This window comes from Mesorhizobium sp. M0659 (assembly GCF_040320605.1).
Lineage (GTDB): Bacteria > Pseudomonadota > Alphaproteobacteria > Rhizobiales > Rhizobiaceae > Mesorhizobium.
Window position 1 is genome coordinate 113,383 of the sequence record NZ_JAMYPY010000008.1, and the last position, 13,452, is coordinate 126,834.

Genomic DNA, 13,452 nt, shown 5'->3' on the forward strand with positions numbered 1-13,452 from the left:
TTACTCAAAGCATTGCCGTGACTTCATGAAATGTTTGCAGGTTCGTAATAGGATCGTTGCGAGTGGCGGGTGCAAAATATGAAATACATCGTCTTCATTCTGTTCACGGTCATGACCAATGCCGCCGCGCAGCTGATGCTGAAGCAAGGCATGATGTCGCTCGGGCCGATTTCGTTCGAAGGCACCAATCCGCTGTTGAGGCTGTTGCAGGTCGTTTTCAGCCCATGGGTGTTTCTCGGCCTGTGCACCTTCGTCATCTCGATGGCTTCGCATCTCTATGTGCTGTCCAAGGTCGAGCTCAGCTTTGCGTATCCGTTCCTCAGCCTTGCCTATGTCGCGGTTGCGATCTTCGCCTATTTCATCTTCCGCGAGGACCTCAATGCCTGGCGCATTGCCGGCATCGCCTTCATCTGCGTCGGCACCGTGCTGATCGCGCAAAGCGGTCGAGACTTGGGCGGGCGCGGGCATGACGACCAAACCGCTTCCATCATCCCCGACAAGATCCAGACAAACGAGATCGTTCGATGAGACATGTTATTTTCGGCGGCGACGGCTTCGTCGGCCGTCATCTTGCCCCGAAGCTTGTGGCCGATGGTGAAGAGGTTGTCGTTGCCGACATCGTCAAGAGCGACCTGACGCACTATCGCAACGTTCGCTTCGTCACCTGCGATGTCACGGATACGGCCTCGGTGGCCAACATCGGATTGAAGGCCGACGACATGATCTACAACCTGTCGGCCAAAATGCTGTCGCCGATCCAGGTGCGGGCCAAGCGTCACGACTTCTTCTTTCCGGTGAATTTCCATGGCACCGAACACATCATGCAGGCGATGGACAAGGCCGGCGCGTCCAAGCTCGTCCACTACACCACCGACATGATCTACGGCCATACGGTCACCCAGCCGATGACCGAGGAACATCCGGTCGCGCCGCTCGGCGAATATGGATGGTCGAAGCAGAAGACCGAGGAACTCGCCGCGCAATGGCGCAAGCGCGGCATGTCGATCTCGCTGTTTCGCCCGCGTCTGATCATCGGTCCCGGCCGGCTCGGGATCCTGGAAAAGCTGTTCAAACTGATCGACTGGAATTTTCCTGTGCCGATGATCGGCTCGGGCAAGAACCCCTATCAGTTCATCTCGGTGTTCGATTGCGCGGAAGCTGCCCGCTCGGCCTGGAAGGCAGGCGTGCCCAACCAGGCTTATAATCTGGGCTCCCTCAATCCGCCGCCGGTGAAGAAATTGCTGGGCGACCTGATCAAGCATGCCGGCTCGAAATCGCTGCTGATCCCGACTCCCGGCTGGGCGGTCAAGCGCACCCTCGACCTGCTCGATCTCATGAACATGCCGATCATGGATCCCGAACAATATCTGATCGCCGATGAGGAGTGCGTGCTCGACGTATCCAAGGCCGAGCGCCAGCTCGGCTGGGTGCCGCAATATCGCGACGAGGACATGCTGATCGCCGCCTACAGCGAATACCGCGCCAAGAAAGACGGGCTTGCCGTCACCGCAAATCATGTCCCCGCCGAATAGGTGGGACGACCAGGAGAACTCCGAAATGACCGTCATGGCCAAGCCTGAGCAGACGAACGCGCGCACCATGGTCGGCGCGCCGGCGTTGTCGCCTACCGCCATCGCCAAGCCCGACCTGATCAGCGTCGAGCAGGCGAAGGCGATGGATGTTGCGCGCATGACCGACCTGTTCAAGGCGCATCTCAATCCGGGCCAGCTGCATTTCATGAAGCTGCTCGGCTTCCACAAGATCAAGATCGAGCGTGCCGAAGGCATGTTCTACATCGACCAGAACGGCCGCAAGATTCTCGACTTCTTCGGCGGCTTCGGTTCGCTGGCCTTCGGCCACAACCATCCGCGCATCCTGGAGGCCCGGCGCAAATTCCAGGAGGAGAAGCGCCAGGAAATCGCGATCGCCTTCATGTCGCAATATGCATCGGCCCTCGCGCACAACATCGCCAAATGCTCGCCCGGCGATCTCGACATGGTGTTTCTGGGCTCGTCGGGTTCGGAAGCGATGGAAGCGGCGGTGAAGCTCGCCGAGCGCGCCGCCGGGCCTAAGAGGCCAAAAATCGTCTATGCCGAGAATTCCTTCCACGGCAAGACCAAGGGCGTGCTCGGCATTACCGATGGCCAGCTCTACCGCGCGGACTTCAAGATGGCTGAGAACACCGTTCGCATTCCGTTCGCCGATATCGAAGCGGTCGAGCGGCTGTTCCGCTCCGACCCGGAGGTCGGCGTCATCGTGCTTGAGACAATCCAGGGCGGCGGCGGCATCATCCAGGCAGAGGCGCAATACTGGCAGAAATTGCGCGTGCTCTGCGACCAGTATGGCGTGCTGTGGGTGGCGGACGAAGTGCAGTGCGGCTATGGCCGTTCGGGACGCTTCTATGCCTTCGAGCATTATGGCGTCGTGCCCGATGTGACGGCGCTGGCGAAATCGCTCGGCGCCGGCAAGGCGGCGGTCGGCGCGATGATCGCCCGGCGCGAGGTCTATATGAAGGCCTATGGCACGCCGAAGACGGCGATGATCCATGCCATGGCCACCTTTGGCGGCATGGGCGAGGCCTGCGTCACCGCGATCGAGGGCATCAACGTGCTCTATGATGAGGGGCTGATCGACAACGCCGCCACTACCGGCGACTATCTGCTGCAGCGCCTGCAGGCGCTGAAGGAGAAGTACCCGAAGATCATCAAGGATGTGCGCGGCAAAGGCTTTATGGTCGGGCTCGAGTTCCACGACTTCTCGCAGACCTTGCCGATGGTGCTGCGTCCGATCGTCAGCGTCCTCGACGACAAGCTGAAGGGCTCGCTGTCGGGCTTCGTCGGCGCGCTGTTGCTGCGCGACTATGACGTGCTCGTCGCCTTCACCGAATACAACCGCAACGTCATCCGTCTCGAGCCGCCGCTGATCTGCCAGCGCGAGCATGTCGACCATTTCGTCGATGCCTTCGATAGCCTGCTGTCGCGCGGCATCGTGGGGATCGTGAAGGATTTCGTCAAAAGCCAGGTCCGTTAAAGAAGTCCGTTGAGCGAAGTCCCGAGTCCGACAATGCTGAGCAAGTCTCCCGCCCCGCAAAACACACTCGATCGGCTGACCGCGGCCGCTCTGGCGTGGGGCGAGGGGACTTATGCGCGATGGGCCGCGCCAATCGGCGCGATCGCGTTTTCGCTCTATATCCTGCTGACGGCGTTTACCGCCTGGACGATGCCCGATGCCAATTGGGACATGCTGTCTTATCTCGCAATCGCCGAGGAGGGCGCTTATCCCGATGCGCAGGCATTGCATGACTATGCCTACAGGACGGTCCAGGCCGGCGTTTCGGCCGCCGACTACAAGGCGCTGACTGACGATGGCGGCGGCTTCCGCAGCCATATGGCGCAAAATGCCGCCGACTTTCACTCGCTGCTTGGCATGTACCGGATCAAGTTTCTCTATGCCGAGATGCTGTCGACGATGAGTTCGGTGATGTCGCCGGTCGAGGCGATGCGGGTGCTGCAGGTGGTCTCGGTGCTGCTGTTCGGGATGATCACGCTGCTGTGGCTGCGAACCGAAGGCGCGCTTGCGCTGGCGCCTGTGGTCGGCGCGGTGCTGATCATGGCCGATTTCGGCGATGCCGCACGCGCCTCGACCCCGGATCTGTTGTGCTCGGCGCTGTTCCTCGGCGGGCTGCTTGCCTATGTGCGCGGCCGCGAGGCAGCGACCGCTGTCCTGCTTTTCCTGGCCTTCATGGCGCGGCCGGACAACATCGTGTTCCTGGCCATTTTCGCCGTGCTGCTGCTGGTCTTCCGGCAGCGGGCGTGGGGCGCGCTGGCCGGCTTTGCCGCGTCCTTCGTCGCCTATTTCGCGATTTCGCACTGGGCCCAGCATCCCGGCTGGTGGCCGCATCTGTGGTTCTCCAGCATCGAGCAGCACTACAATATGGATGGCTTCGAGCCGCCGTTCTCGGTTGGCGCCTATCTCAAGGCGTTTGCCGCATCCTTCATTCGCGCCATCAGCATCAACAGCTGGGTCGGGGTCTCGGTTCTGGCGCTGGCCGCGTGGTTTGCGCTCGGCCGCGCCGGCTTCCGGCTCGATCGTCGCGCCGGCATCCTGCTTGCAGCGCTGGTGCTTGGCGTGCTGGCGAAATTCACCGTCTTTCCGATCCACGACACCCGCATCTACTTCCCGAACCTTCTGCCGCCCTACCTTTTGCTTGTCGGCCCGATCATGGCGCTGTGGGCGTCGGCAAGCCTGAATGGAAGGCGGCCCATCGCCATACCTGGAGATAAGCCATGAGTTCCATTTCCGGGCTGGCGCGCATCGCCCTTTCACTCGGCCTGCCTGCCGGCCTGCTTGATCGCGGGCCGGCGTTGCGTGGCACGAAATTCCTGGCCAAGGCGGCGCTGAAGGCGCGGTTTGGCGGTGGGCAATCCTTCCAGATGGTCAATGTCGGCGCTTGCGACGGCGCGCTGTTCGACGACGTCACGCCGTGGCTGCACCGCATTCCGCGGGCGCGGGCCGTGCTGGTCGAGCCGATCCCGTACAATCAGAAGCGGTTGCGCGCCAACTATCCCGACACGGAACGCTTCGTCGTCGAACCGGTCGCGGTGACAAAAACCAAAGGCACGATCACCGTCCACACTTTCGATGCCGCGGCACTCGAGGCCGGCACGCTGCCGGTCGAGTTCATCGGCTGCTCATCGGTCACCGACACCAATCTGATGTCGGGCAAGAATGCCTGGGGCGAGGCCGACGCCAATTTCAACAAGTTCGCGCCGCACCTCAGGGATATCGAGGTGCCGTCGGAAACGCTGCAGACGCTGCTCGACCGCAACGGCATCACGCATATCGACGCCTTCCTGGTCGATTGCGAGGGCGCCGACTGGATCGTCTTCGAACAGCTCGACCTCAAGCGCTACCGCCCCGGCATGATCAAGGTCGAGGTCGGCGCGCTGCCGGCGGCTGAAATCGGCGAGGTCGTGGTCAAGCTCAAGACATCAGGCTATCAGGTCGGCTTCCAGGCCGAGGACATCTGGGCCTTCGCCTGAGATAGATCGCCACTGGCGGCACGCCGGCGCGCCGGGTCGCGTCGCATCCGCGACGTGTCGCAAACAGGCGGTAGCTCCATCCACGTCCTCTGCATATTGTGCGCCATTCGAACGGGCGCGGACGCGCCCGCTTTATCCCCTTGGAGTCGCGGCAATGGCAGAGTTTCCGAAACAGGCGAAGGTCGTCATCGTCGGCCTGGGTGGCATTGTCGGCGCATCGATCGCCCATCACCTGATCGAACGCGGCTGGACCGACATTGTCGGCATCGACAAATCGGGCATCCCGACCGATATCGGCTCGACCGCGCATGCCTCGGACTTCTGCTACACCACGAGCCATGATTTCCTGTCGTGCTGGACGACGCTCTACTCCATCGATTTCTACGAAAAGATGGGCCATTACGCCCGCATCGGCGGTCTCGAAGTGGCGCGCGTCGGCGACGACAGCCGCATGGACGAGATCAAGCGCAAGATCGCCTCGGCCAAATCCTTCGGCACCCGCGCCCGGCTGATCGAACCGGCCGAGATCAAGGAAAAATTCCCGCTGATCGAAGAGTCCATGGTGCAGGGCGGCCTGTGGGATCCGGACGCCGGCCTGGTCATCCCGCGCTCGCAGACCGTCGCCGGCAAGCTGGTCGACCAGGCGGAAGCTACGGGGAAACTCAAATCCTTCGCCAACACGCCCGCCAAATCTCTCATCGTCGAGGAAGGCCGCATCAAGGGCGTCGTCACCGACCGCGGCACGATCATGGCCGATTATGTCATCGTCTGCGCCGGCATCTGGGGCCGGCTGATCGCCGAGATGGTCGGCGAAGACCTGCCGGTGATGCCGATCGACCATCCGCTGACCTTCTTCGGGCCTTACAATGAGTTTGCCGGTACCGGCAAGGAGATCGGCTGGCCGCTGCTGCGCGACCAAGGCAATTCGGCCTATATGCGCGACACCGGCGATCCCAAGACCGCCGAAGGCGGCCAGATCGAATGGGGTTACTACGAAGAGACCAATCCGCGTCTTTGCCATCCGCGCGATTTGCTGGAAAAGGATCAGGCGCGGCTGTCGCCGTCGCAGCGCGATCTCGACATGGAGCAGATCCTGGCGCCGCTGGAGCGCGCCATGGAACTGACGCCGATCCTGGGCGAACTCGGCTACAACGAAAGCCATTCCTTCAACGGCCTGTTGCAGGTGACCGCCGATGGCGGCCCGTCCATGGGCGAGAGCCAGAAGGTGAGGGGCCTCTGGTACGCCGTCGCCATCTGGGTCAAGGACGGCCCCGGTATGGGCAAGCTGATCGCCGACTGGATGACGGACGGCCGCACGGAAATCGACCATCACGCCATCGACTATGCGCGCTTCTATCCGCACCAGACGAAAGAGCAGTTCATCTGGGATCGCTGCACCGAGACGGCGATGAAGGTCTACAATCCAGCGGTGCATCCGCGCGAGCCGTTCTCCAAAGGTCGCAACATCCGCCGCTCGCCGTTCTGGGAGCGCGAGAAGGAGCTTGGCGGTTACTTCATGGAGCTGGGCGGTTGGGAGCGCGCGCATGGCTATGCCGCCAACGAGCATCTGCTGGAGAAGTATGGCAACCGGGTTCCCATACGTGAGAACGAATGGGACAACCGCCATTTCTGGCGGGTGTCCAATGCCGAGCACCTGGCGATGAGCGAGGATTGCGGCATCGTCAACCTCTCGCATTTCTCGATGTACGACATCGAAGGGCCGGACCATGTCGCGCTGCTGGAGTGGCTGTGCGCGGCCAAGATTGGTGGCGACAACAATATCGGCAAGGGTATCTACACCCACTTCCTCGACGAGGAAGGCATGGTGCGCGCCGACTTCACCGTCATCCGCATGGCCGACCGCTGCCGTCTGATCGACGGCGCCGACGCCGGTCCGCGCGACTTCCGCTACATGCAGCGCACCGCGCAGGACAAAGGCTTTGACGTCACCATCACCGACGTGACGGAAAAATACGTCACCATCGGCATCTGGGGACCGAACGCGCGGGCGACGCTGCAGAAAGTGGTCGAAAATCCGGATGGTCTCTCGCTCGAGAACTTCCCCTTCGCGGCGATCAAGCCGGTCAGGATCGGCGGCAAGGACGTCACCGCCTTCCGCATCTCTTATGTCGGCGAGCAGGGCTGGGAACTGCACATGCGCTACGAGGACGGCCTGGCCGTTTGGGACGCGCTGCGCTCGACCGGGGTCATGCCGTTCGGCGTCGAGACCTATGCCAACACCCGGCGCATGGAAAAGAGCCTGCGCCTGCAGAACGCCGACCTTCTGACCGAGTACAATCTGCTTGAGGCCGACCTTGCCCGACCGAAGGTCAAGGAGAACGATTTCTGCGGCAAGGCCAAACATGTCGAATACCGCGCCCGCGAGCACCAGCCGGCGATCCTGTGCACGCTGGTGATGACCGAGAACGTCGATGCGAAAGGCGTTGCCCGCTATCCCGTCGGCACCATGCCGGTGATGGATCCGAAGACCGGCGAGACGCTGGTTGACGAACTCGGCCGCCGGTCTTTCACCACGTCGATGGCCTATGGCCCGACCATCGGCAAGAACATCGGCCTCGCCTATCTGCCCTGGGCCCATGCCCAGGAAGGCCGCAAGCTCGCCATCGAATATTTCGGCGAGACCTACCCGGTAGAAGTGGCGGCGGTTGGTTACAAGCCGCTCTACGATCCAGAGAATTTGAAGCCGAGGAGTTGAGCGTCATAGGTTCCAACCAACACATCGAAAAGCCCGGCACCTCGCCGGGCTTTTTGCTTTGTCAGCAGCCGGTTTTCGCTTACCTTCGGGTATGTCTGCTTTTTCTTGCGCACGACATTTCCTTTCAGGCAGCGCCGCGCTGGCGCTGGGGCTCTGGCTGGTGCCGCCGGTTCAAGCCGCCGAGCCGGTCGACGTCGAGCTGGTGCTGGCCGTCGACGTGTCGCTGTCGATGTCGCCAGGCGAACTTGAAATCCAGCGTCACGGCTATGCTGCTGCGCTGACGCACGACAATGTTCTGCAGGCCATCGCCGATGGCGCCTACGGCAAGGTCGCCGTCACCTATGTCGAATGGGCGGGAGCGACCACGCAGCAGGTCGTCGTGCCGTGGACGGTGATCGCCAGCCGGGCCGATGCCGAGCGGGTGGCCGCGCAGCTTTCCGCCCATGCGCCGGCCAGCGCCCGGCGCACCTCGATTTCCGGCGCGCTGGAATTCGGCAGCGATCTCTTCGCCGAAAGCGGTTTTCAGGGGACAAAGCGCGTCATCGATATTTCCGGCGACGGACCCAACAACCAGGGCGCGCCCGTTGACATCACCCGAGACGCGGTGGTCAAGCAAGGCATCATCATCAACGGCCTGCCGCTGATGACGCGCGGCGGGTTCGGCGGCGCCTATGACGTCAACAATCTCGACCGCTACTACAGCGACTGCGTCATCGGCGGTCCCGGATCCTTCATGATCCCGGTCAATGACTGGACGCAGTTTCCCGAAGCCATCCGCCGCAAGCTGGTGCTGGAGCTGGCCGGCGCCGCTTCGCCGCAACGGGCGCGCGAGGAGGCCGGGCATCCGCCGGTGGTGCTGGCGCAGGACCGGCCGACCGACTGCCAGGTCGGCGAAAAGATGTGGCGCGACCGCAGCTGGATGTTCGATGCGCGTTAGCGTTCGCATCATCACGCTGCCGTGAAGGGCCGGTTTCATTGACAAGCCCATGGGCGTCTGTGACACAATTCGGCATCCGAAAAAACAAGGGGAACCGACATGAACAAGACCATCGTCGCTGCCGCGGCATTGGCGCTTGCGGCTGCAATATCCGTGCCGGCCGAGGCTGCCACATCGGTCACCATCGGCATCAGCGGATGGACCGGCTTTGCGCCGCTGACGCTCGCCAAGCAGGCCGGCATCTTCGAGAAGCATGGCCTCGACGTGACCCTGAAGAAGGTGCCGCAGGCCAGCCGGCCGCTCGCCATCGCCAGCGGCGATCTGCAATGCGCCGCCACCACGGTCGAGACCTGGCTGGTGTGGAACGCCAGCGGCGTCACCACCAAGCAGATCTTCCAGCTCGACAAATCCTATGGCGCCGACGGCATTGTCGTGCGCAACGACATCAAGACCGTCGCCGACCTCAAGGGCAAGAATGTCGCGTCTTCGGCGCCGGGCACGTCGCCCTATTTCATGCTGGCCTGGGTGCTGAACAAGAACGGCCTGTCGACCAAGGATGTGACCGTCGTCAACCTGGAACCGGATGCGGCGGCGCAAGCCTTCCTGGCCGGCCAGAACGATGCGGCAGTCACCTATGAGCCGTTCATCTCGGCGGTGCGCGACAAGTCCGATCAGGGCCACATATTGGCGACCACGCTCGACTACCCGATGGTGCTCGACACGGTCGGCTGCACGCCTGAATTCCTCACCGCCAATCCCGACGCCGCCAAGGCGCTGGCCGACAGCTATTTCGAAGCGCTCGACCTGATCAAGAGCGATCCGCAGAGATCCTACGAAATCATGGGCGCCGACGTGAAGCAGTCTGCGAAAGAATTCGAGGATTCGGCGAAATACCTGAAATGGGCCGACAAGGCGGAGAACAAGCAGTTCTTCACCAAGGAATTCCAGGACTTTTCCAAGACCGCCGGCGAGCTTCTGCTGCAGATGGGGTTGATCAAGGAAGCGCCAGATGTTGCCACGCTGGCCGACACCAGCGCGGTGGCGAACTGATAGTCCGGCCTTTGACCATTGTGCGGCGGCGCCTAGGGCCGCCGCTCTCTCCTGGACAAGTGATGATTTGACGATGCGGACGATCTGAAGATGCGCCCCTTGCATCCGGTGTCGCCGGGCATTCGAACCGTGCTTGGCATTTCCTTCTTCGTGCTGTTCGTCGCCTTCTGGGCGTGGATCACGCTTGGCGGCCACGTCAACCGCATCTTCCTCGCCGACCCGCTGTCGATGCTGCGGGATGGTTGGCGGCTGCTGGTCGAGGACCGCTTCTGGCTCGACATATTGATCACCATCTGGCGGGTCTTCGGCGGGTTCCTGCTGGCGTCGATCGTCGCCGTGCCGATCGGCATCGCCATGGGCGCCTGGAAACCAATAGAGGCGTTTCTGGAGCCGTTCGTCTCCTTCGCCCGCTACCTCCCGGCTTCGGCCTTCATTCCGCTGCTCATCCTGTGGGCCGGCATTGGCGAGCTGGAAAAGCTGCTGGTCATCTTCGTCGGCTCGGTGTTCCAGATCATCCTGATCGTCGCGGTCAAGGTGGGCTCGACGCGGCGCGACCTGGTCGAGGCGGCCTATACGCTGGGTTCGACCAACAGCGGCATCGTCAAACGGGTCATCATGCCGGCCAATGCGCCCGAGATTGCCGAGACGCTGCGGCTGGTGCTCGGCTGGGCTTGGACCTATGTCATCGTCGCCGAGCTGATCGGTTCGTCCTCAGGCATCGGCTACATGATCATCAACAGCCAGTCGCGGCTGGCGACAGGGCAGATCATCTTCGGCATCATCGTCATCGGGCTGATCGGACTGTTGTCCGACTTCGCCTTCAAGGCGTTCAATCGCTGGCTCTTTCCCTGGAGCCTGGCATGAGCAAGTTGCTTATCGAAGGCGTCTCGCGAACCTTCGCCGGCGTGCGCGGCGGGCAGCCGGTCAAGGCGCTGATGCCGGTCGACCTTGCGGTCGCGGCCAACGACTTCATCACCATTCTGGGGCCGTCCGGCTGCGGGAAGTCGACGCTGCTCAGGATCGTTGCCGGCCTGGAAGCGCCGAGCGAAGGCCGTGTGCTGCTCGACGGCAAGGCGGTGACGCGGCCGGGACCGGATCGCGGCATGGTGTTCCAGTCCTACACGCTGTTTCCGTGGCTAACGGTGGCGCAGAATATCGCCTTCGGACTGCGCGAACGTGGCATGGCCGAAAAGGAGCGAGACGGGATCGTCGCTTCCTATGTCGACCTCGTCGGGCTCAAGGGCTTCGAGAACCATTGGCCAAAGCAGCTGTCCGGCGGCATGCAGCAGCGCACGGCGATCGCCCGGGCGCTGGCCAACGACCCCGAAATCCTGTTGCTGGACGAGCCGTTCGGTGCGCTCGACAACCAGACGCGCGGACTGATGCAGGAACTGCTGCTCGGCATCTGGGAGCGGCGCAAGAAGACAGTGCTGTTCGTCACCCACGACATCGAGGAGGCGATCTTCATGGCTTCGCGGGTGATCGTGATGAGCGCGCGGCCAGGCCGCATCAAGTCGGATGTCGCCATCGACCTGCCGCATCCGCGTCACTATACGCTGAAGACCAGCCGGGAGTTCTCGGCGCTCAAGGCGCGGCTGACCGAGGATATCCGCGTCGAGGCGATGCGCACAGTACAGGCGCAGCCCGCCGAAGCCTGAGTGCGTTTTCGGATCAGGCCGCCAGCAATTGCTTGCGGTCGACGCGCTCCTGCTGCGGCGAGCGGGCATAGAGTTCGCGGTAGCATTTGGAGAAATGCGACGCCGAGACGAAGCCGCAGGCGACCGCTACCTCGACCACCGGCATCGAGGACTGGATCAGCAGGTGCCGGGCGCGGTCGAGGCGGATTTCCAAGTAGTAGCGGGCAGGGGATCTGCCCATCTCGGTGCGGAACAGGCGCTCGATCTGGCGGCGCGACAGGTCGACATGGTCGGCGATCTCGATCAGCGACAGCGGTTCGGAGAGATTGCCTTCCATCAGTTCGATGATGGTCAGCACCTTGGAATTCTGCACGCCGAGGCGGGCGCGCAGCGGCAGGCGCTGGCGGTCGGTGGGGCTGCGCACGCGGTCGGTCAGCACCTGCTCGCACACGCGGTTGACCAGATTGTCGTCGAAATCGTCGCCGATCAGCTTGAGCATCATGTCGAGGGCGGCGGTGCCGCCGGCGCAGGTGTAGATGTTCTGGTCGATCTCGAAGAGGTCGGCAAAGACGTTGGCCTTGGGAAAGGCCTCGGAAAAGCCCGGCAGGTTTTCCCAATGGATGGCGCAGCGCTTGTTGGAGAGCAGGCCGGCGGCGGCAAGGATATGCGCGCCGGTGCACAGGCCGCCGACGGCGACGCCTCTGTTGTATTCCTCGCGCAGCCAGGCGAAGGCCGACCTATTCTGGTAGCGCTCGACATTCATGCCGCTGCAGACGATGGCCATGTTCGGCCGATCCGGCCCGGCCATTTTCTTGCGCTCTTCCTCGAGCGAGGTGTTGACGGCGCATTCGACGCCGTTGGAGGCGCGCACCGGCTTGCCGTCGATGCTGGCGAGGCGCCAGCGATAGGCCTCATAGCCGAGCATGCGGTTGGCCGAGCGCAGCGGGTCGAGCGCCGTCGCAAAGGCGATCATGGTGAAGTCCGGGACAAGGAAGAATACAAACGATCGCTTGATCGGATGCTTTACGGCGTTCAAGGGAACCTCACGCGGCCATGGCGCGAACAGGATGTCGCGAACAGCACAGCGACATCAGGAAAAACCATTCCTGTCAATCGGCTAGGGGGCTAAGCGGAAACTATATTTGCGACATGGGTCGCAAATGAGCAATCGTCCGGGATGACAGGCACGGGCTGCCGACGGATTGGGCATGGTGGCGGCGGCATAGGTGCCAAAAATGAGAAACGCCGCTTCGGTCAAGCCGAAGCGGCGCTGTTATCGACTATCGGCAGCGGCAGGGAAGCGCTGAGCGCTAGCCGTTATCTCAGGCAACGAAACCGAGGCGCACCGCATTCATGGCACCGGTCTGGCCGGGCATGGTATTGGCAAGGCGCTGGCGCTCGAGAGCGGTCGTCAGGTTCATTTCGCGGCGGGCAAAGAGGCGGGCAAAAAGCTTCATCATCATCTCCTATCGGTTGCTCAGACGGGTCGCCTTCGCTTGATGGAGTGGGGCAGCTCGTTTGCTGACGGTGATATAGGCCTGCGTGAGCAGAAACTAAATCGCAAATGCGAAGCGCTTGAATGGAAATGCGACATCGTTTGCGACATTATTGGGCATGGTGCCCAAAATTTACGATTACTTACAGTGTGTTACCGGCGACATTGAGGCGCCATGCAAGTGACGCATATGCGCCATGCAGCGGCGACACGGCTCTGAAAATCATTTGAGTGCAAATAAGTTGGAGAAAGCCTGCAGGGCCAATAGAGAAGGCCTGCCGGGCTGGTCTGCGCGGCAGGCCTTCAGCACAAGGTACACAATGGTTTACTTTGCTCCAGCCCAGGATCCGACGCCGTGGCGTGCACCGGTCTTGGTGTCGGCAGCTTCAGGCCAGCCGATATCCTTCTGCAGTTCGATCGGCAGCGAGCGGATCGCACGTTCGGTCTGGAAGCGGGCGCGGGCCGCGCTCAATTCGGTCGCAAGCCGACCGATGGATGACAGGATAGACATTTCATTCTCCTTTGGTTGTGGCACGTCCCGCATGAACGCGTTCCGTCGCCTGGATATTCCGCAT

The 13,452-nt window shown here is 62.3% G+C and carries 13 protein-coding genes; 10 read left to right on the plus strand and 3 right to left on the minus strand.

Features of this window, described 5'->3' with window-relative positions; translation table 11 throughout:
• The first annotated feature begins 78 nt into the window (after positions 1 to 78).
• The 10 genes from NKI31_RS15260 to NKI31_RS15305 all read left to right on the plus strand — a co-directional run bounded on the left by NKI31_RS15260 (position 79) and on the right by NKI31_RS15305 (position 11,403).
• The gene (locus NKI31_RS15260) at positions 79 to 528 is read left to right on the plus strand and encodes an EamA family transporter (protein ID WP_023670373.1); all 450 of its coding nucleotides are present in this window, start codon (positions 79 to 81) and stop codon (positions 526 to 528) included.
• The gene (locus tag NKI31_RS15265) at positions 525 to 1,532 is read left to right on the plus strand and encodes an NAD-dependent epimerase/dehydratase family protein (RefSeq protein WP_023670374.1); all 1,008 of its coding nucleotides are present in this window, start codon (positions 525 to 527) and stop codon (positions 1,530 to 1,532) included. Before NKI31_RS15260 ends, NKI31_RS15265 begins: the two co-directional genes overlap by 4 nt.
• 67 nt (positions 1,533 to 1,599) lie before the next feature.
• Positions 1,600 to 3,030 (plus strand): aspartate aminotransferase family protein, encoded by a 1,431-nt coding sequence (locus NKI31_RS15270; RefSeq protein ID WP_352652051.1) that lies wholly within the window; start codon positions 1,600 to 1,602, stop codon positions 3,028 to 3,030.
• A gap of 33 nt (positions 3,031 to 3,063) precedes the next feature.
• Positions 3,064 to 4,290, plus strand: coding sequence for a hypothetical protein (locus NKI31_RS15275; protein WP_352651984.1), 1,227 nt, complete (start codon positions 3,064 to 3,066; stop codon positions 4,288 to 4,290).
• A complete protein-coding gene (locus tag NKI31_RS15280; RefSeq protein WP_023815498.1) occupies positions 4,287 to 5,042 on the plus strand; it encodes an FkbM family methyltransferase in 756 nt (251 codons plus the stop codon). The genes NKI31_RS15275 and NKI31_RS15280 overlap by 4 nt, the downstream gene beginning before the upstream one ends.
• Before the next feature lie 154 nt (positions 5,043 to 5,196).
• Complete coding sequence (locus tag NKI31_RS15285) at positions 5,197 to 7,758, plus strand: GcvT family protein (RefSeq protein WP_352651985.1); 2,562 nt, start codon at positions 5,197 to 5,199, stop codon at positions 7,756 to 7,758.
• A gap of 91 nt (positions 7,759 to 7,849) precedes the next feature.
• On the plus strand, positions 7,850 to 8,695 hold the full coding sequence (locus NKI31_RS15290) for a DUF1194 domain-containing protein (RefSeq protein WP_023681790.1): 846 nt from the start codon (positions 7,850 to 7,852) through the stop codon (positions 8,693 to 8,695).
• 99 nt (positions 8,696 to 8,794) lie between these two features.
• Complete coding sequence (locus NKI31_RS15295; protein WP_023825777.1) at positions 8,795 to 9,745, plus strand: ABC transporter substrate-binding protein; 951 nt, start codon at positions 8,795 to 8,797, stop codon at positions 9,743 to 9,745.
• 90 nt (positions 9,746 to 9,835) lie between these two features.
• Entirely contained in the window at positions 9,836 to 10,609 is a 774-nt protein-coding gene (locus tag NKI31_RS15300) for an ABC transporter permease (RefSeq protein WP_023688107.1), read from the plus strand.
• A complete protein-coding gene (locus NKI31_RS15305; RefSeq protein ID WP_023696446.1) occupies positions 10,606 to 11,403 on the plus strand; it encodes an ABC transporter ATP-binding protein in 798 nt (265 codons plus the stop codon). The genes NKI31_RS15300 and NKI31_RS15305 overlap by 4 nt, the downstream gene beginning before the upstream one ends.
• Before the next feature lie 13 nt (positions 11,404 to 11,416).
• Here the strand turns inward: NKI31_RS15305 and NKI31_RS15310 are convergent, their stop codons facing one another.
• The 3 genes from NKI31_RS15310 to NKI31_RS15320 all read right to left on the minus strand — a co-directional run bounded on the left by NKI31_RS15310 (position 11,417) and on the right by NKI31_RS15320 (position 13,388).
• The gene (locus NKI31_RS15310; protein ID WP_348524244.1) at positions 11,417 to 12,355 is read right to left on the minus strand and encodes a GlxA family transcriptional regulator; all 939 of its coding nucleotides are present in this window, start codon (positions 12,353 to 12,355) and stop codon (positions 11,417 to 11,419) included.
• A 349-nt stretch (positions 12,356 to 12,704) separates the two neighbouring features.
• Positions 12,705 to 12,839 carry a hypothetical protein gene (locus NKI31_RS15315; RefSeq protein WP_023681787.1) on the minus strand — a complete coding sequence of 45 codons (135 nt, stop codon included), beginning with the start codon at positions 12,837 to 12,839 and terminating at the stop codon, positions 12,705 to 12,707.
• A 363-nt stretch (positions 12,840 to 13,202) separates the two neighbouring features.
• On the minus strand, positions 13,203 to 13,388 hold the full coding sequence (locus NKI31_RS15320; RefSeq protein WP_023681786.1) for a hypothetical protein: 186 nt from the start codon (positions 13,386 to 13,388) through the stop codon (positions 13,203 to 13,205).
• Positions 13,389 to 13,452: the final 64 nt, after the last annotated feature.